The sequence below is a fragment of the Providencia sp. PROV109 genome (assembly GCF_033681625.1).
Taxonomy (GTDB): Bacteria; Pseudomonadota; Gammaproteobacteria; order Enterobacterales; family Enterobacteriaceae; genus Providencia; species Providencia hangzhouensis.
Genome location: NZ_CP096320.1, coordinates 1,882,908 through 1,901,111 on the forward strand (window position 1 = coordinate 1,882,908; position 18,204 = coordinate 1,901,111).

18 protein-coding genes are annotated in these 18,204 nt (G+C 39.1%); 6 read left to right on the forward strand and 12 right to left on the reverse strand.

From position 1 onward, the window contains the following. Positions 1-6: 6 nt before the first annotated feature. Genes fliI through fliF form a run of 4 tightly spaced genes read right to left on the reverse strand, consistent with a single transcriptional unit; the run spans position 7 to position 4,763 of the window. Positions 7-1,371, reverse strand: coding sequence for a flagellar protein export ATPase FliI (fliI, locus tag M1F25_RS08585; protein WP_094961183.1), 1,365 nt, complete (start codon positions 1,369-1,371; stop codon positions 7-9). Next, a complete protein-coding gene (gene fliH / locus M1F25_RS08590; RefSeq protein ID WP_136135208.1) occupies positions 1,368-2,096 on the reverse strand; it encodes a flagellar assembly protein FliH in 729 nt (242 codons plus the stop codon). The genes fliI and fliH overlap by 4 nt, the downstream gene beginning before the upstream one ends. Beyond that, positions 2,089-3,081, reverse strand: coding sequence for a flagellar motor switch protein FliG (gene fliG / locus M1F25_RS08595; RefSeq protein WP_004255600.1), 993 nt, complete (start codon positions 3,079-3,081; stop codon positions 2,089-2,091). Before fliG ends, fliH begins: the two co-directional genes overlap by 8 nt. Beyond that, positions 3,078-4,763, reverse strand: a complete 1,686-nt coding sequence (gene fliF / locus M1F25_RS08600) for a flagellar basal-body MS-ring/collar protein FliF (protein WP_181489585.1) — start codon at positions 4,761-4,763, stop codon at positions 3,078-3,080. Before fliF ends, fliG begins: the two co-directional genes overlap by 4 nt. 247 nt (positions 4,764-5,010) lie before the next feature. On the opposite strand from fliF, the gene fliE reads away from it, so the two are divergent. The 3 genes from fliE (at position 5,011) to cspA (ending at position 6,486) form a co-directional block, all read left to right on the forward strand. Then, positions 5,011-5,322: a flagellar hook-basal body complex protein FliE gene (fliE, locus tag M1F25_RS08605; protein ID WP_004255594.1), complete on the forward strand. Its 312-nt coding sequence runs from the start codon at positions 5,011-5,013 to the stop codon at positions 5,320-5,322. Positions 5,323-5,777: 455 nt separating this feature from the next. After that, positions 5,778-5,990, forward strand: coding sequence for an AAA family ATPase (locus M1F25_RS08610; protein WP_071585855.1), 213 nt, complete (start codon positions 5,778-5,780; stop codon positions 5,988-5,990). Positions 5,991-6,273: 283 nt separating this feature from the next. Continuing rightward, the gene (gene cspA, locus M1F25_RS08615) at positions 6,274-6,486 is read left to right on the forward strand and encodes an RNA chaperone/antiterminator CspA (RefSeq protein ID WP_036957846.1); all 213 of its coding nucleotides are present in this window, start codon (positions 6,274-6,276) and stop codon (positions 6,484-6,486) included. A gap of 93 nt (positions 6,487-6,579) precedes the next feature. Here cspA and aes read toward each other — a convergent pair whose 3' ends face one another. The 3 genes from aes to M1F25_RS08630 form a co-directional block, all read right to left on the reverse strand. Further along, entirely contained in the window at positions 6,580-7,545 is a 966-nt protein-coding gene (aes, locus tag M1F25_RS08620) for an acetyl esterase (protein WP_181489586.1), read from the reverse strand. Between the two features lie 220 nt (positions 7,546-7,765). Then, positions 7,766-7,897 (reverse strand): entericidin A/B family lipoprotein, encoded by a 132-nt coding sequence (locus M1F25_RS08625; RefSeq protein WP_004255580.1) that lies wholly within the window; start codon positions 7,895-7,897, stop codon positions 7,766-7,768. Between the two features lie 551 nt (positions 7,898-8,448). Beyond that, positions 8,449-8,916, reverse strand: a complete 468-nt coding sequence (locus M1F25_RS08630; protein ID WP_094961187.1) for a DUF1097 domain-containing protein — start codon at positions 8,914-8,916, stop codon at positions 8,449-8,451. Between the two features lie 466 nt (positions 8,917-9,382). Here M1F25_RS08630 and M1F25_RS08635 point away from each other — a divergent pair, with 466 nt between their 5' ends. Next, positions 9,383-9,883, forward strand: a complete 501-nt coding sequence (locus M1F25_RS08635) for a hypothetical protein (RefSeq protein WP_094961188.1) — start codon at positions 9,383-9,385, stop codon at positions 9,881-9,883. Positions 9,884-10,017: 134 nt separating this feature from the next. Here M1F25_RS08635 and M1F25_RS08640 read toward each other — a convergent pair whose 3' ends face one another. Further along, positions 10,018-10,935, reverse strand: coding sequence for a YadA C-terminal domain-containing protein (locus tag M1F25_RS08640; protein WP_226617188.1), 918 nt, complete (start codon positions 10,933-10,935; stop codon positions 10,018-10,020). 697 nt (positions 10,936-11,632) lie between these two features. Between M1F25_RS08640 and def the strand changes: the two genes are divergently transcribed. Next, positions 11,633-12,142: a peptide deformylase gene (def, locus tag M1F25_RS08645; RefSeq protein ID WP_004255567.1), complete on the forward strand. Its 510-nt coding sequence runs from the start codon at positions 11,633-11,635 to the stop codon at positions 12,140-12,142. 53 nt (positions 12,143-12,195) lie between these two features. Here def and fliT read toward each other — a convergent pair whose 3' ends face one another. From fliT to fliD, 3 genes are read right to left on the reverse strand one after another with little or no spacing between them, the layout of a single operon-like run. Then, on the reverse strand, positions 12,196-12,585 hold the full coding sequence (gene fliT / locus M1F25_RS08650; protein WP_094961189.1) for a flagellar protein FliT: 390 nt from the start codon (positions 12,583-12,585) through the stop codon (positions 12,196-12,198). After that, on the reverse strand, positions 12,575-12,973 hold the full coding sequence (gene fliS, locus M1F25_RS08655; protein WP_004909969.1) for a flagellar export chaperone FliS: 399 nt from the start codon (positions 12,971-12,973) through the stop codon (positions 12,575-12,577). The genes fliT and fliS overlap by 11 nt, the downstream gene beginning before the upstream one ends. Before the next feature lie 18 nt (positions 12,974-12,991). Continuing rightward, on the reverse strand, positions 12,992-14,434 hold the full coding sequence (gene fliD, locus M1F25_RS08660) for a flagellar filament capping protein FliD (RefSeq protein ID WP_094961191.1): 1,443 nt from the start codon (positions 14,432-14,434) through the stop codon (positions 12,992-12,994). 490 nt (positions 14,435-14,924) lie between these two features. On the opposite strand from fliD, the gene M1F25_RS08665 reads away from it, so the two are divergent. Further along, a complete protein-coding gene (locus M1F25_RS08665) occupies positions 14,925-16,226 on the forward strand; it encodes a FliC/FljB family flagellin (protein ID WP_181489587.1) in 1,302 nt (433 codons plus the stop codon). 184 nt (positions 16,227-16,410) lie between these two features. Here the strand turns inward: M1F25_RS08665 and M1F25_RS08670 are convergent, their stop codons facing one another. Beyond that, the gene (locus tag M1F25_RS08670) at positions 16,411-17,589 is read right to left on the reverse strand and encodes an MFS transporter (protein WP_181489588.1); all 1,179 of its coding nucleotides are present in this window, start codon (positions 17,587-17,589) and stop codon (positions 16,411-16,413) included. Between the last annotated feature and the right edge of the window lie 615 nt (positions 17,590-18,204).

Genomic DNA, 18,204 nt, shown 5'->3' on the forward strand with positions numbered 1-18,204 from the left:
CCCTCGTTATTCGTTGGGAACCACTTGTGTCAACTGTTCGCATGCGGTTTGATAATCACATCGTTCATCAATATCTTGCTGCAAAAACTTCGACATACGTGGGTAATATTGAATTGCCGTATCCAACATGGGGTCACTGCCCATGGCGTACGCACCGACGTTAATTAAATCTCGGTTGCGTTGGTAACTAGACGTTAACTGCTTGAAACGTTGAATTTTTCGGTAATGCTCTTTAGGAATGAGCTCGGTCATGGCACGGCTGATAGATGCCTCGATATCTATTGCAGGGTAGTGCCCTGACTCTGCCAGTGAACGTGAAAGTACAATATGGCCATCCAAAATGGCGCGAGCCGAGTCAGCAATTGGGTCTTGTTGGTCATCCCCTTCCGTTAAAACGGTATAGAAAGCGGTAATTGACCCACCATTTTTCCCATTCCCTGCACGCTCAACTAATGCTGGTAATTTGGCAAATACAGAAGGTGGATAGCCTTTCGTTGCTGGTGGTTCACCCACGGCTAACGCAATTTCCCGTTGTGCCATGCTGTAGCGAGTGAGTGAATCCATAATCAACAGCACACTTAAACCTTTATCGCGAAAATACTCAGCGATACGAGTGGCATAAGAGGCGCCTTGCATGCGCAATAGAGGAGACACATCGGCTGGCGCTGCAACGACAACGGCACGTTTTAAGCCATCAGCCCCTAAGATATTTTCAATGAAATCTTTGACTTCACGACCACGTTCACCAATCAACCCGACTACGATAATATCGGCTTGTGTAAAGCGTGCCATCATGCCAAGTAATACGCTTTTACCCACACCAGAGCCAGCAAATAGCCCCATACGTTGGCCGCGACCGACGGTTAATAATGCATTGATTGCACGAACACCGACATCCAATACATTACTAATAGGCGTTCGTTCTAATGGGTTAATTGGTGGGGTAATTAATGGCGCGCGTGTTTTTACCTCTAAGGGGCCTTTTCCATCTAATGGATTACCTTGGGCATCAAGTACTCTGCCTAATAATTCATTACCAATAGGGAGTAAGCGGCTAGTTTGCCCGTCATCACCGGTTGATTGTGCATAAACACGGGCACCCGGGGCGATCCCCTCGAGGTCGGCTAATGGCATCAATAACATTCTTGGGCCGTTAAAGCCGACGACTTCACACACCACTTCATCTGAGCCACCATTAATTGAGCGTTCAATAAAGCAGGTTGCCCCCAAAGGCATTTTAATGCCTTCGGCTTCCATCACTAAGCCAGTGATTTTTGTGAGGCGGCCATAACGACGCACCATCGGGATCCCTTTCATCCGCGATTCTAAATCGTCCAACGAAGCAATCCAGCGTCCCAATCGTGCCGTCATGAAAAGCTCTCCGGTGCATATAAACGACACAATTCTTGCCAACGTGTCGCCACAGTCATATCAATTTCACCGTCTTCAGCGACGACTCGGCAGCCACCGATATGCAGTTTAGGATCAGCGACTAAGCGCCAGCCGTTCAAGTTGAGTAGGGAACCTAGGTGCTGTTCAATCAATTCAAAATGATTTGGGTTGACGTGTAGTTCAGGCCGCCCAGCAAAAATCGGTTTTTGTTGGAGTAACTGGCTGATTTCCTCCAACAATGCGGTGCCATCACAAACGGTGGATTGTCCTAAAACTTGCTTAGCCGCAGTCAACGCTATCTGCAACAGTTTAGTGGTCACCACCGTATCAAAGGTATCGAGAGAATAATTGAATTCAGACAGCAGTTTTTGCCATGTTTCAATCACAGGTTGTTGCAAAGCAAGTGCCTGCTCACGCCCTTGTTCTTCTCCAGCTCGTAAGCCTTGCTCAAAACCAGCTTGGTAACCTTCTTGCTGGCCTTTTTCATGCCCTTGTTGGTAACCCGTCCGCTGTGCATCTTCCTTGATGTTATCGAGCAAATTAATTTGCTCTAACACTTCTTTTGGTTCAAGGCACGGGACTTTTGGCGCGTCAGGCTCAGGAACATCACTTAATGCAGGAATGCCTGAGTTGAGATCCCATTGATTAAGCTCACGAAGCTGCCAAGGCTGCCATTGGTCATTTGGAATTGTTGACTTAGACATAGACGTCGTCTCCACCACCTATCGCGATTTCGCCTTTTTCGACTAAACGACGAACGATAAGCAAAATGGCTTTTTGTTCGTTTTCCACTTGAGACATACGCACAGGAGAACGTGATTCCAAATCGTCGCGCACGATTTCTGCAGCGCGAGCGGCCATATTGTTGAGGAAGTGGTCGCGTAGTGCTTGGTTGCTGCCTTTGAGGGCAATAACCAGCGAGTCTGTCGAAACATCCTGCAAAATACGTTGAATGCTGCGGTTGTCCACCTCGATAAGGTTTTCGAATAGGAACATTTCGTCAATAATACGTTGAGCAAGCTCACCATCGTAATCACGCATTGCATCGATAACGCTTTCTTCTTGCTGGCTTTTCATCAGGTTGATGATTTCTGCCGCAGTTCTCACGCCACCCATTTTGCTGCGTTTGAGGTTTTGGCCATCCAGTAAGTTGTTCAATACTTCGGTCAATTCCGCCAATGCAGCAGGTTGGACACCACCAAAGGTGGCGATACGTAGCATAATATCGTTGCGTTGGCGCTCTTCGAATAATTCGAGGACATCCGCTGCAAGATTGCGTTTTAAGTGAACCAAAATAGTCGCGATAATTTGCGGATGTTCATCACGGATAATATCGGCAACGGTTTGGGGTTCCATATAGTTGAGGCTTTCGATCCCTGACGTGGTTTCTTGTTTTTCAAAGATGTCCTCAAGTAAGCTTGCGGCGCGTTCTTCGCCAAGTGCTTTCACCAATACAGAACGCAGATAGTCATTCGTGTTGATATTGAGAGCCGCGAATTGAATCGCTGACTCTTCAAATTCAGTTAATACTTCTGCCAATTCATTATTTGAGATTTGGCGCATGTTTGACACTGCCATACTCAATTGCTGAACTTCTTTAGGATTCAGGTGCTTAAATACTTCCGCAGCCTGGTCTTCACCGAGCGTCATTAACATCACGGCACTTTTTTCTGTTCCACTTAAACTCATTGGGATTTTCCTAACCACTGACGGATAACCATTGCCACGATTTGTGGGTCTTTTTCTGCCATTTCACGGATACGTTGGCTTTGGATCTCAGCACTAACACGTTGACGAGTCAGGCGACGGCGTGTTTGCTCATCCATTTCTTCATCAATCGCTTCATCAACCACGAGCGGAGTTTTCAGTTGTGTGGCAACAAAAACCTCGGCTTCAGCTTGGGCTTGTTGTGCTTTACGGTATTTAACCCATTGAGGTTTGATACCGAAACGCCACATAAACCAAGCAATAATGGCAATAAGCAGTATTTTTCCGTAATCCAGTAACTGAGCAATAAATTGTGGGCTTTCAAGTAACGAAGGTGCTTCTTCAACCGGAGCCTCATTGGTAAACAATGAATTAGTAATGTTGAGAGAATCCCCACGTGCAGTGGAAAAGCCCATTGCTTCGCGTGTCAATGCTTCAATTTGTTGCAGCATCTCTGGTGGCAATGGCTTCATTTCTGGGCCATTTTCACCATCTTGTGAATGGTAATTGACAATAACTGCGACCGAGAGCCTATCGACGACACCAATTTGCCGTTGAGTGTGACTAATTTTGCGATCTACCTCGTAATTTGTGGTTTCATCGCTTTGCGAGTTCGAGACACTATTACGGTTATTCGCCGTTTGAGCGCCATCTTTATTGTCTTTATTGGTTTCAATAGGTGCACTTGGTGCACTAACGGGTTGATTTGACAGCGCACCTGGCACTCCACCGGTTCCGCCATTGTTATTTTGCATACTTTGGCTGTTTTGGCGGGAACGAATAGCCGCACTATCTGGCGTTTGGTTAGGCTTATATTCCTCTGAAGTTTGTTCGACTTTCGAGAAATCCATTTGTGCGGTGACTTGGGCATGAATATTGGCACGACCGACTAACGGTGACAGAATATCTTCAATGCGCTGTTTGAGATGAGACTCCATCTCTTTAGTCATTTTGATTTGTGCGCTGTTTGCCGATTGCTGGCTATTATCGTTATTGGTGAGTAAGCGACCCGTTTGGTCAACAATAATGACATTACTCGCGGTTAGGCCTGTTACGCTACTTGATACCATATGGACAATGGCGCTGATTTGCCCTTCATCAAGCATTCTTCCCGGTAGTAAACCGACCGTCACAGAAGCCGTTGGTAGCTTTTGCTCACGCACAAATAAGGTGGGTTTAGGAATTGCTAAATGCACCCGAGCACTTTGTACTGGGCTTAGGGACTCAATAGTACGAGAGAGTTCACCCTCTAATGCACGTTGGTAATTGATTTGCTCACTAAATTGGCTGATACCGAATTGTTCTTTATCTAATAATTCAAAACCAGTATTGCCACCTTTAGGTAAACCTGATTGAGCGAGCTTTAAACGTAATTCATGCACTTTATCTGCAGGAACTAAAATAGCGCTACCATTATCAGTAATTTGATATGGCACATTCATCTGAGTTAGCTGGCCAACAATATCGCCACCATCTTTAGCACTTAAATTGCTAAGAAGTACACGGTAGTCAGGGCTGCGTAGCCAGAGGAGAAGGGCGACAATAATTGAAACAGCCGCAGCCGCCGCAATCATTAACGGTATTTTAGGATCAGCTTTAATCCTTTCAACTATAGAGGCAAAACCCTTTTTGGCCTCCCCCGTGTCTTTAGATGCGGCACTCATAAATATTCCCTGCTTGGCAGACTACTAGACGGATGAAAATACTTTTGGTGAAACAATGTTATTTCCCTCTTCGTAACGTCACTTTTTCACTTTGCTATTATTTCTTGTTTTAAGGGGTTCTAATGACGGAATCAGCCTATAAAATTGGTGTTATTTATCGGCTTCAAGTTAAAAAGGGTGTGATAGGGTAAGCTAGCCAATATAGGTTAATGAAAAATTCACATTAATTTAATAAGAAGAGAATCGAATGACAGTTCAAGCGATTGAAGGGGTTATTTCACAATTAAATGTCGTGGCAACCCAAGCCACTAACCCAATTAAACCCGTAATAGAGCCAGTTGGATTTGCTGATCACCTAGTTGCTTCCGTAAATCAAATTAATAAAACACGTAATGATTCAGCTAAGCAAGTTGAAAACTTCACGTTAGGAAAGCAAGATATTTCCTTAAATGACGTGATGGTTGATATGCAAAAAGCAAGTTTAAGTTTACAAATGGGAATTCAAGTACGTAATAAGCTAGTGGCGGCGTATCAAGAAATTATGTCTATGCCAGTATGATTTTACTATTTATTTGAATGTAATAAATTAATTGATCTTTTAGTACTCTGTTGGGAAAGTAATGGGGTAATTTTTTATTGCCAATAATAATCGGTTCGCATATTTTAATTCGATGATCAAGCATAGGAATAACAGTATGAAACGATTTATTGATAAGTGTTTTGTTATGGTTTCGTTCGTTATTGTTGGGTTATCATTTGTCTTTGCTGGTGGGCTTCCGTTTGACCCAACTGAAAAAAGTAGTCAATCATAACTGTAATGCATTACAAGATTTAAAAGCTGCGTGATGCGGCTTTTTTGTTATCTTAAATCCTACTTTATATATTGTTATTGTGAATTATCAATGGTCATTTTACCAAAGTAGTATCCAAATAATGATTTAGATAAATGATAAATATTGGTATCATGATTAAGTGTTTTTACCTAATCGCTGTATTGGAAAAATAAAAGCCATTATGAAAGTAATCTCTTCGCTATTTTGTCTATTTTTAATTACGGGTTGTACATTTACGCCTTCTTTCGAGCCTGATAAACCAACATGGCCAAAGCCGCATAAAGACGCCCGTTCATCCGAACAAAAAAGAGCCGATAGAGAAGCGGTACATGAGCAACAGCGAGCGGTGATGAGGGGTGAAAGGCCTGATTATGGTGTTTTTGATAGGTACTAAACCTGAAGATGTGCTTTCTTTTAGGTTCGGATAAATAGCAAATTATTTGTTTCTTGAATTGATGTGAAAATAAAATTTGCCATTTGGTTATAAGTGTGGCTTAATATGCTCACTGGTTTGGAAGTACAGGCCTATTTATGTTAGTCAGTTTTAAGATGTTCACCATTAAGCGTTATCTCAGATACCACTTCATTGCGAATTCCTTCTAATTAATTCCCATAAGTACCACAAGAACAAACCGCAACATGCCTTATGGCAATTTTAAAAAATTAAAGGAAATTCTATGTCTAATACAATGACTGGTACAGTAAAATGGTTTAACGATGATAAAGGTTTTGGTTTTATCACTCCTGCAGACGGCAGCAAAGATGTATTTGTTCACTTTTCTGCAATCCAAAGTGATAACTTCAAATCATTAGCAGAAGGCCAACAAGTTTCATTCACCATTGAAAATGGTGCTAAAGGCCCTGCAGCAGCTAACGTTATCGCTAAATAACGATAAACGAATCGCTAAGCATTCAAAAACCTCGCTAAATGCGAGGTTTTTTCGTTTTATCGTCTGTTATCTTCAATAAATATAGAGTTAATATTATAAAAGTTGTTTGATAAAATAATTCGCACCATCACGAATTGCTTCATCTGATATTTGCATCATGCGAGAGTAATGTAAGAAAGCATGCAAAGTTCCTGGGTACATTTTATATTCACAAGATATATTGTTAGCGTCGAGTGTTCGGAATAAAGCCAAGCTATCATCTAATAGAGGGTCAAATTCTGCACTAGCAATAAAGCAAGGTGGAATATCATTGGTTAAGTCATTATTGAATAAGCAGTAATAAGGGGCTTCTCTATCACCATTTTCCCCGAGATAGGCATTATCATAATTTTCTAAGTCTTCTTTTTGTAACCCATCCCATTCCCCACCATATAGCCGCCGACTGATTGAATCCTGTAAGCCATAAAGCCCATACCACAATAAAACGGATTTAATATTGGCACTTTCTATAGTGTTATCACGCAACCAAAGTATAGAAGCAAGAGATAACATTGCGCCAGCTGAGTCACCTGCAAAGCCAGCTTGTTGCATATTGATATTATGCTCTGCGGCATTTTGTTGATAATACTGGTAAACGGTGGATATTTCTTCAATGGCTTGGGGGTAACGAGCTTCAGGGGATAACGAATAATCTATTCCAATAACGGTACAGCCTGAATAACAGGCTAGTAACCGCATTATGCGGTCATGAGTTTGTAAATTACCTAAAATAAACCCGCCTCCGTGAATATAAAATAAAGTTGCTGGTGGTGACTTCAGGGGTTGAAATAGACGAGTCAAAATATTGCCATATTGAGTTGGTACTTGAATATCGTAAATATTGTGCATCATTGGCGCTTCTGCATTCCAATATTTTCTATCTTCAATATACGCTTGTCGCATTCCGTAATAGCTGGTGTCAATAGGGGAAGGGGATGGGGTTTCTGCATAAAATTGCATTACAGATTGCATTTCAGGTGAAATGTGGTCTAACACATTAATTTTATTTTTCGGGTTCATTATGCTCTCCTAGCTGGATGGCTCCCATTGTAAAAGAGAGGCATAATTAAATTGTGATCCTGTTAGCCAATATTAAAATGTTCTGTATTTCAATAGAGTAAGGTTTAGGAATTTATAGGCTCTTTAAATTTATATACCAAACGGCGAAACTGTCACCGTTTGGTATATATGTCAGTTCTAGTCGAGGTAGCTAATATTTAAGGATGATGGTTGTTAGCCATCATTTAGCTGCTCTTTGTATGGCTTCGCCACCTGCTTCTATATCTTCACCAACACCTTTGGTGGTGTTGCATGCGCTTAAAGAGAATACGACAGCTAATGAACAGGCTAAAAAGCAAATTTTTTTAATCATATCTTCTTCCTTTCGTTACATTCAGTTATAGGTCTTAAGATATTCTTATTCAAGTATAGCAGAGGAATGAAAGTGTGTTTTTCAAACGATTCTGATTTTACGTTCTAGCCATGTAAATTTAATTAGTTTATTACGCTTTTATTTCACTTTTGATTGGTTTAATAGTCTAAGTTATCAATTAACGAAAGAAAAACATATTGGTGCTTAGAAAAGGTTTTACTTTTTTATTGATAATATAAGGATGCAGAAAAATCTGAATTTCACTATATGATTATATTAAAAAGAATTAATTCGACTGATGTTTGACCAGTTGTATAAGCTTTATTAATCTAAATTGGAATTTCAAGTCCGAATTTTATCATTTTATTAACAAACTTATCATTATTATATTTGTGGGTATAAGTAAGGGTACTTAGTTTAATATTCGATTAATTACTAGTTAAATCAAAATGTTATATATTGCTGTTAGACAATTTTAATGTAATATCGAATCTGTTTGAAATTCCCTTGGTTTCATTGATTTATTTAAACCGCCATATTGGCGGTTTTTTTTAGTTTTTATCCGATAAGTACTTTTTAAATAACCAAAGCCCACTTTTTTTCATTGCAAAGCCAAATAGCACACCGATTAATAGTGATTGAATCGTTACCAACCAAGCACCTTCAGCCGCAAAAATAGTACAGGTACCCACAAACGTGCCTGGTATATAAGAAAGCCACTGTTTTTTAGCTTGCATACACATCAAAAAGGCAACAATACCCGTAACAAAGTACCCAACAAAATGAGGTAAGTGTTGCAGGTAGTCACCGCTATGCAGGATCACCAACCCCCAAACTACACCGCTACTGACGGTTAGTGCAGTAATACCTAATCCTTTAAGCCCATCTTTGGGGTAAGCAAAATACGCAGTACAGCCTAAAAACCCGGCCCAGCCGATTAACCCTAAGCTATCTGCAACCCAAGCCCATATACCGGAGAGAATGGCGGTTGTTAAAGAAAGAGAAAATAGTAATTTCACAATTTGTACTTTACGTTATGGTTATTTGTTAATAATACGACTGGTGAATACCTGTTCGCCCACCAACTAGTTACAAAATCCACTAGCTACAAAAGCAATTAATTACAAAACCAGGTTGTAACGATTCAGCTATCTTGTTATTCAAGAACCATCTAGGGAGTTTTAGGTATTGCTAGAGGGGTAACTGACTAAGAATACGATAGTTATCTATATTGCAGTGATACTGGGATCCTGTAAAGCAGAGCATTGTATAGACCCAAAGTAAATCTGGCAATCTGTATACGATGATTTATCTGTATTAACTTTATCTTTTTGATAATAATTAATTGTATGTAAATTTATTGTTAAATAAATAACTTAAAATATAAATATTAATGTTGATTGAGTTAATAGCTGATGACTTTTTTACTTCAATTTAGCCTCCTCACCCTGTAGCATGAGATAAATTGACTAGTGAGGTGAGAGTATGAAATGGATGGTAGTTGGGGTTGCTGCGTTGTTATTAGTAGGGTGCGATACCACATCGACTGCACCATTTGGCCTAAACTGGGGGCAAAGTATGGATAGCATAAGTTTTATTAAAGCGGGGAAATGCCAAAAAAATGGCAATAAAACAGTTTGTACTTTTGGGCAGCAAAAACCTTTTAATGATTGGAGCTATGAAAACCAACTAACTTTTGATGATGGCGCACTCATTCAAGTTGCCACTACACTTGTTGGGGTTGAAGATTATACCTCGCCAAAACCAGATTTTGCGGACTTCCAACAAAAGTTAGAAAATGAAATGAGTTATTTAACAAAGCAAGGGCTTAGCCAGCAAGTCGCCAGTGAATTTCTCTCGAAATGCCAATCTGAAACCAGTTGTAATAAAGTAAGTGAGTCATCGCTAACTCATGTAGGTATGTCTAATCTTTGGGTTACCATTAACCCAACACCAATTGCGATTGTGACTTATCACCAAGATTAATTACAACGCAGAGCTAGTTAATTTAGATATTGGCCGATTAGGGCGATTAAAAATAGTACCAATGTATCATTGGTACTATGGTTAATGTTTATAAATAATTTATAAAGGTTATATGAAAAATAGGGGTTAGATAATTACCAACCGAAGGCGACACCCGCTCCGATAACGGCAGAATCAGAGTTATTCCAAGAAACAGAACTGCGTAAGTTGATATTTTCTTTTAGTCGATATTGAGCCCCAGCAGCGATCGCAGAACCATTTTTGTAATTACCTACGCCAACACCGGCACTAAAACGGGTATTTGTTGCATAAGGGATATTGCTCATTGCAGCAACGGAGGCAATACCCGCATTGGCTTCTTGGGCACGTTTATCTATTTTGCTATCAAGCTGGCTGACTCCATGGTCAAATTTATTTTCTAATTTTGTGAATTTAACTTCGTTCGCTTTTTGTGTTTTGGCCGCATCACTTTTTAGGGTTTTTATTGACGAGGTGTTTCCAATGACTTTTTTATCTAGATTCTGAATATTGGTATTCAATTGTTCGGTGACTTGGTCGGCCGCATTTACACCAATTAATGCACCTTGTACATATAATTCAACTTCTTTTAATTTTGAGTCAAACGCATGGTGCTCTATTTCTTTATCTTTTTGTATTGATGTGATTTGGTCATTAATTAAATCAGTATTACTTTGTATTTTTTCAGCGTTTACATTGTAATAATCAAGTATGGAATTGTCTACGGTATCTTGTAACTTCACTAACTCACTTCGTATATTCGTAGTTTCTGATTTAAGCCTATTGTTATTGTTTTTCTTTAACTTATTAATGCTATTATTAAAACTTGAATCCATCTGGCTTATTTGGCTATCAATATTATTGATTCTTTCATTAATATCAATAATGCTTTTAACGTTATTTTTGATGCCATATGCGTTGATATGGCTTAATGTTGGTGCGGGCTTTGAAAATGTAGTGTTGGCTGCTGCATTATAAGACAAACCGCTGAGTAATATAGCCACTAAGTGACGAGCTAATGCTTTCTTTTCCATGTGTTAATTTTCGTATTATTTAAATAATTATTTAAAGAAGAATGAGAGGGGGTTTGTTTTTCTCAACTTATTTATAATAGGGTCATTTCTCTGGCGGGTAAAATCGATTTTTTAAATTATATTTATTCGGGATATTCGTGTTTGATTGGAATAAAGGCAGTGATATTTCTATTGTAAATATATATGGTTTTTTTAAATTGATTAAATTATAAGATAAGCCACTTATTATTTATTATATATTAATTTGAAAATAATTTGAATGTGGCCTAACTGAATTTTTATGATGAAAAAACATAAAATTAAATATCTATAGGCAAATAACTGCGACTAGCCGATAAAACAGAAACAGTTGGAAACCTACAAAGGAGCACCATTTTTCTATTTTAGATGTTTTTTTTAAAATAACGTGTTATTTTTCTGTGAAATTTTATGTACCTTGTGTGGCATAAGGGTTTAAACTAAACAGCTTAGTGATAATTCATTGATGTTTAAAGTGAAATTTTCTTTCGGATTAACAATGCCATTTTTTGCATGTTGTTGATGAAATAGAAAGACGATAATATTTTATCTGTTCGTCATACTTCACTGGCAGAGTTGTGATGGCAGTTAGCGGCTATCGAATATCGCTACTGCCGCTTAAAATATTTTGAATTATTGATATTTGAATAAAAGTAATCGAATTTATAGGGTTTAAATTATGGCAGTAAGAGAAATTATTGAAATTCCAGATGAACGACTGCGTATTAAATGCAGCCCAGTGACGGATTTCGCTGCGGTACAAACCTTAATCGACGATTTGTTAGATACCATGTACAGCACGGATAACGGCATTGGCCTTGCTGCCACGCAAATTGCTGAAACTAAATCCATTATGGTGATTGATATTTCAGAAAACCGTGATGAGCCCATGGTATTTGTTAACCCTGAAATCGTCGAAAGTGAAGGGGAAACCAGTTATCAAGAAGGGTGCTTGTCTGTGCCGGAAATCTATGCGGATGTAGACCGTTTCCTGCGCGTTAAAGTGAAAGCGTACGATAGGCACGGTAAAGCGTTTGAAGTGGATAGTGACGAGTTTTTAGCAATTGTCATGCAACATGAAATTGACCACTTACACGGTAAAGTGTTTCTTGACCACTTGTCGCCGTTAAAACGCAATATGCTGTTGAAAAAACTGAAAAAGCAGCAACGTCTAAAGCAGCAACAATAGGCTGTAATCCCGAAGGAAAGAGGGTGTCAGGCTTGTTGGCCTGACACTTAAATTCATTCCATGGGGCGAACGACTAACGGGGTGTCTGGCTCATCAAATTGGCCATAGCTATTATTGAGTACCCGTTTTTGGTCTAATTGCTTAATTTCTTTGCTTAAAAAGTTTAAATGCTGTTGTAAATATTCTTTAGTAACGCGTTCATTTTCAATAATTTTATGCAATAACTGAATAAACTCTTCAGTTATTGGCTGCTGTTTTTCGAACGCTTGCGTTAACTTGGTGAGGTTTTCCACCGCAAGGACATATTCTGTCTCTCGGGAGACCAACGTCTCCCATTCCCCGGATTGCGCTAAGGCAACTAAATTTTCACTTAATACTAAGACATTACGGTATATTTCTTGTAAATCGATAGGATTTTTATTGTCCACCTGATTATCTTTCATCCACATTTGCACCGATTTGTTGCCACGCAGAGGCGATATCGGAGAGTAATTGGTAAACTTCTTGGACATAAGCCACGTTGTTTTCGAGGTTGGCACGGAGTAGCTGCATAGTCATATACTCATACAAACTTGCTAAATTTTCTGCAAGTTCGCCGCCAGCTTCATAATTTAACGACTGCTTTAACCCAGTGTCAATGATGTCGATAGCTTTTGAGATTTCTTTACCTTTTTCCGCCACCTTACCTTGCTGCATAAAAATCTCCCCACGTTTTAGGGCACTTAGCGCCCCTTTAAACAGGATTTGAATCAGTTGGTATGGGGTCGCGTTGGTGATTTCACTCTCCAAATCGACCTGCTGATAGGCTTGCTGTGCGTGTCGTTGATACATGTTTTTAACCTAAAAGTATTAGCCTAATAATCGGCCTAATGAATTACTGGTGCTGTTCAGTGACGTCATCATTTTATCGAGGTTTTGGAATTGACGACGGTACATGTCCATGGTATTTTCGATTTGTTTATTGGTCTGCTCAATCCGTTTGTCTAAGCTTTTCTTTTTCTTCTGGATACCATCGGTGGCGTTGTGCAGGGTGCCTTCTTTGCTGTCCAAGGTGTCTTTCAAGTAGTTAAAGTTTTCAGTCCCAAAACCAGTTTCTTTACCGTCACCGGCAAAAAACACTTTGGCACTCGATGGGTTTTCTTTGAGCACTTTATCTAGCACTTTATTATCGATTTCTAATGTGCCATCCAGTTTTTGTTTAATACCCATTTTAGCCAGAGTATCGACTTCCCCACTGGCTTGTGGCATACGAACTTGCGTGCGCAGGGTGCTCTGGATCATGCGTAAAGTGGAATCACCAATTAGTGGGCCATTGGTTTTATCTGGTGCGGTGCCTTTTTCCGTTGGGGTGTATTTGGTGAGCTCTTTGGCTAACGTTTGGAATTCATTATAGGCATCTACCCACGCTTTAATTTTACCTTTGGCGGGTTCAATATCTTCCGAAACGATTAAATGGTCAGCTTTACCGTCTTCACTTTCTTTTTTCAGCGTTAAGGTTAAACCAGGAAATAAGTCTTTGGCTTCATTGGTTTGTGATTCTAATTTGAAACCATCGATTTCCAATAAGGCAGTTTGTGGAGCCACTTTTTGCACCATACCACTGGTGTCGGCATTTTTTAAGGTAACCTTACCATCCGCATCAATTTCAGACTCAACATTAAGAATAGCAGCCAGTTTGTCATCGCCTTCCACATTGATACTAATACGGTTTTCACTACCTTCTTTTTTAGAGGTAACGACAAGGTGATAGATATTGTCTTTATCTTTGATGACGGATGCGGAAACGCCTTTATCAGTTTTATTGATGGCATCCGCAATTTCAATCAGTGAGGTGTGCTCGTTATCCAGTTTGATAACGATTTTATCTTTATCTTCTTTTTGTGACGGCTGTGTGATGGTAATGGTTCGCTCAGGTGCACCATTGCCCAGCAATTCTTTATTGCTATTGTTAGGTGTGCCTTTGGTGGCGATAGTTTGTGCTTTTGCTAACTGAGTGACTATCACATCATGTACACCCGCAACCGCTTTACCGTCAGTTTTTACATCAAAGGCTTTATATTCGCCATTCACTTTGGTGGTGCTGATATCGCCATATTTCTTTAAATCTTCAGCCGCTTTTTTGAGTTTCTCTAAGGACGACTGCATTTTGCCAAAGGCGCTAATTTGCGCGTCATAACTGGCTTTTTGCGTGGTCAGTGGCTCTAAACGACGGCGCTCCATCGCTTCTAATTGGTCCATTTGCACGTTTAAATCTAAGTTTGACCCGATACCGAGTGTGGATATGCCTGCCATGTTTTCTCCTACGCTATTCTCGTCATCCTTCAAGCTGCAGGGGTGTTGACTTCATTCAGCTAGCCGAATCACATACTTGTGTATGCTCATCGGTCTATCTTCACTTGTCGCCTACCTGCAACCCGAATGATTTAGAGTATATGCCTGTGTTATTAACTCTGAAATAAAATTTATTTAGAGTCTTATCGGCAAAACGGAGCAAAATTTTAGACTATTCTGAAAAAGAGTGATGGCGAGAGCTGATAAGAGAAAAGTAGGTAATTATCCCTATTGAAATTAAATAATAAGAAAATTAATAAAAATTAATGGATGTGTTAAAAATAATGGCATTAAAAGCGGGCTGTAAAGCCATTTCCAACCTTAAAAATAAAAATTTTCACTAAAAAGCCTAAAGGGGACTTTTTTGTAGCCGATAACCTAGTTGCTGACGAAATTCATCAAGTTAAGCATTTTGGCTTAACGCATTAATTTGAATAATAAGGATCACATCATGGCACAAGTTATCAACACTAACATTTTGTCTCTGACCACTCAGAACAACTTAAACCGTTCACAAGGCGTACTGGGTACTGCGATTGAGCGTTTATCTTCCGGTTCACGTATCAACAGCGCAAAAGACGATGCAGCTGGCCAAGCGATTGCTAACCGTTTTACTGCAAACGTGAAAGGTTTAACCCAAGCAGCACGTAACGCAAACGACGGTATCTCTATCGCACAAACTGCGGAAGGCGCGGTTAACGAAATTAACGATAACTTACAACGTATTCGTGAGCTGACAGTTCAAGCAAGAACAGGTTCAAACTCAGAATCTGATATCACTTCGATTCAAGAGGAAGTTGATCAACGCTTAGCTGAAATTAATCGTATTTCGGAACAAACTCAATTTAACGGCGTTAAAGTACTAAGCAAAGATTCATCTTTAAAAGTCCAAGTTGGTGCGAACGATAACGAAACTATCTCTATTGATTTGAAAAAAATTGATAGTAATGTCTTGAAAGTTGACAACCTAGATTTGACTAAAAAAGGTCAAATCGGTGATCAAATTAAATTGAAAGATACTGCAGTTAAAGATACTCCTGAGGTAAATTATAAAGCAGGTTCAGCTGGAAAAAGTGAAGTGCTCTATAAAACAGATACAGATGGTACGTATGTAGTAGAAGTTGAAGCGGGTGCAGGTAAAGAATATTATACAATAACAGAAGCAAATATTAATTCTAAGGGTGAGATTGATACAACTGGAGTAACTCCTGTTACAACTAAACCGGGTGAGGCGAAAACGGTTATTGCAGAAGGTGATAAGATTATTGATGCAAAAACTGGTTCAGCTGCAATTAAACCTCTAGAGGGTCAAGAGGTATTCCAAAAAATGGGTACCAATGGAGAAGTGTTACCAGATACATTCCTTCTGAAACAAGATGGTAAATACTATGAAGTTAATCGTTCTGATTTTAATGCTACCACGGGTGAAGTTGATAAGACTAAATTAGTAGCGGATAATGAAGCTAAAATAACCATTGATGATGAGCCTTTAGCTGCCTTAGATGAAGCGTTAAAAACTGTAGATACGCTACGTTCTTCTTTAGGTGCTATACAAAACCGTATGCAGTCTACCATCAACAACCTGAACAACTCTGTTAACAACCTGAGCGCAGCACGTAGCCGTATTCAAGATGCTGACTTCGCAACAGAAGTTTCTAACATGAGCCGTGGTCAAATTCTGCAACAAGCGGGTACTGCTGTGTTAGCACAAGCTAACCAAGTTCCACAAGGTGTTTTAAGTCTGTTACGTTAATTTAGACTTGTATTCCTGATTAAAGGCCAGCAATGCTGGCCTTTTCTTTGCCCGTCATACTTCGCGCCGCAGCGTTGTTGACTTCAGTCGCTCACCCGAATCACGTACCTATGTACGCTCATCGGGATAATCTCCTTCGTCGCCTAGCCGCACCACGAATTATTTAGGGCTCGCTTAAGCATTTTCAGACAAGTTCTGTATGGCTTTTAGCGCTGGTTTTGGCACAGCTGTAAATTAATATATTTGATAACAGAATAAAAATAATAATAACCAGAGGGGTGTTAACCAGAAAACCAGACTCATAAACATAGGGTAGGGAAATTCCGCCAAAGATATCCCCTGTCAAAAATGCGGTTTGTATTAAACCAAAAATATGTTCGGCATTCCCTTTGCGTGCAATCTCCATCTCAACCAAATTGATCAGCAGTGAGCAAACGGTTCTAAACATATACATGGCAATAATCGAGATGGCGAAAACAATCGGGGAGCTAAATTTTATTGACCAAAACATACCATAGAGCATCAGCATGCATAAACCAGAAAAAACGAGTAATGAGATAGGTTTATCTTTGTCAGAAAAAATAAACATAAAAAGGTTTTTGAGTACTAGCCCAGAAATAATGCCTAATGACATCACAAGGCCAACATTCGCATCTGAAAAATGCATGTTTTTTAAATACACTGGGATAATGGGTAAGATCAACGCCCAACTGGTGCCACTGAGAATAAATGCAATAAATAAAACTAAATCTGCTTTATTGAGAAAATGAAAAAATGAAGTGCCTTTTTGGGAGCCTTTTTTTACTAATGGTTTCTCAGTTTTTGGTATTTTTAATGAAGGAATGGCTACAATGGCGATTAATACCATGACCCCGCTAATCAATAAGGCGGAACGATATGGAGTTTGATCGATAATTGATAAAATCGTCACTAGCCCTCCTGCAATAAAAGCCCCAAGGCTTTGTGCAATTGTGCTTAAATTATCGGTGTGTAGCAGGACTTTATTTTGTTCCTGTTTATCAATATTAAAAATCAGTGATTTAAGTGCAATAGCGATAATACTCGCACTCATCCCTGCCATCAAACCTGACGTGACAGCGATAGCCATGCCTGTGGGATAGGCTCTAAGAACAAGGCCGCCTCCATATAGAAAAAAGCCCACCATTAACCCATGCTTAGTGCCAATTTGGGACAGTCCTTTGGCATAAAGTAGTGAGCAGGCCCCCGCAATTGCCATCATTACGTACGAAATTGAAAATAACGTTAATTGCGCCTGCTGTTCCCAGTAGATAGGCTGCAATGTTTTGGATATCCACATTGGGAAAAGATAGAAAAAATAAAAGAAATATATTTTGTATATCATTTTTCTTCTTAATTATTTAAGTTTAAATTAAAAGATAATAAATTAAAAATATCTATATGTTATTTTACTTTTTAATTAAACTAATATGCTATTACATTAGTGAATGTAAAAATACATTATATAAGTTAAATCTGTCAAATAATAAGTTGTTTACCTTGTTAGTCCGAATTAACTTAATGTTCAATTAATATTAATTGTATTTAACAATGATATTATTTATATATAATCCATTAATCTGATTATTTTCTTTGTCATTATTTTCCATATCTAGTGCTATGTTTACTTTGGTTCTCATGCTTAGTGTTAAGCTAGCTTGCTGCTTACCGATAACTTTACTTGCTTTAAGAAGGCTAATTTAGTCAATAACAAAGTCTAAAGTCCAAATCTGCAATTTAATGACAAAATCACTTCTCAATAAAACAACCACTCCCTCTTGTATTACCAGTAAAATTCCCTAAAAATTGTGTTAAAACAATCGTTAACATTGCAATCATTCAAATTTTACCTATTTAGGATAAGGCAAATAAAGCCATATTTAGTGCCTTACTCTACGGATTGAATTCAAAACCAACACAGATAATGAATAACTTTTATAGAGCTTGAAGGGTGATTCAG

What these genes read in the sequence shown, in the direction of transcription:
- M1F25_RS08610 (WP_071585855.1), top strand. Translation starts at nt 5,778, where the DNA reads ATGAAAGTAATCTCTTCGCTATTTTGTCTATTTTTAATTACGGGTTGT.
- fliT (WP_094961189.1), bottom strand. Translation starts at nt 12,585, where the DNA reads ATGAAAGATAATCAGGTGGACAATAAAAATCCTATCGATTTACAAGAA.
- fliG (WP_004255600.1), bottom strand. Translation starts at nt 3,081, where the DNA reads ATGAGTTTAAGTGGAACAGAAAAAAGTGCCGTGATGTTAATGACGCTC.
- M1F25_RS08640 (WP_226617188.1), bottom strand. Translation starts at nt 10,935, where the DNA reads ATGGAAAAGAAAGCATTAGCTCGTCACTTAGTGGCTATATTACTCAGC.
- M1F25_RS08670 (WP_181489588.1), bottom strand. Translation starts at nt 17,589, where the DNA reads ATGATATACAAAATATATTTCTTTTATTTTTTCTATCTTTTCCCAATG.
- def (WP_004255567.1), top strand. Translation starts at nt 11,633, where the DNA reads ATGGCAGTAAGAGAAATTATTGAAATTCCAGATGAACGACTGCGTATT.
- fliS (WP_004909969.1), bottom strand. Translation starts at nt 12,973, where the DNA reads ATGTATCAACGACACGCACAGCAAGCCTATCAGCAGGTCGATTTGGAG.
- M1F25_RS08665 (WP_181489587.1), top strand. Translation starts at nt 14,925, where the DNA reads ATGGCACAAGTTATCAACACTAACATTTTGTCTCTGACCACTCAGAAC.
- cspA (WP_036957846.1), top strand. Translation starts at nt 6,274, where the DNA reads ATGTCTAATACAATGACTGGTACAGTAAAATGGTTTAACGATGATAAA.
- fliF (WP_181489585.1), bottom strand. Translation starts at nt 4,763, where the DNA reads ATGAGTGCCGCATCTAAAGACACGGGGGAGGCCAAAAAGGGTTTTGCC.
- fliE (WP_004255594.1), top strand. Translation starts at nt 5,011, where the DNA reads ATGACAGTTCAAGCGATTGAAGGGGTTATTTCACAATTAAATGTCGTG.
- fliD (WP_094961191.1), bottom strand. Translation starts at nt 14,434, where the DNA reads ATGGCAGGCATATCCACACTCGGTATCGGGTCAAACTTAGATTTAAAC.
- M1F25_RS08625 (WP_004255580.1), bottom strand. Translation starts at nt 7,897, where the DNA reads ATGATTAAAAAAATTTGCTTTTTAGCCTGTTCATTAGCTGTCGTATTC.
- M1F25_RS08635 (WP_094961188.1), top strand. Translation starts at nt 9,383, where the DNA reads ATGAAATGGATGGTAGTTGGGGTTGCTGCGTTGTTATTAGTAGGGTGC.
- fliH (WP_136135208.1), bottom strand. Translation starts at nt 2,096, where the DNA reads ATGTCTAAGTCAACAATTCCAAATGACCAATGGCAGCCTTGGCAGCTT.
- fliI (WP_094961183.1), bottom strand. Translation starts at nt 1,371, where the DNA reads ATGACGGCACGATTGGGACGCTGGATTGCTTCGTTGGACGATTTAGAA.
- aes (WP_181489586.1), bottom strand. Translation starts at nt 7,545, where the DNA reads ATGAACCCGAAAAATAAAATTAATGTGTTAGACCACATTTCACCTGAA.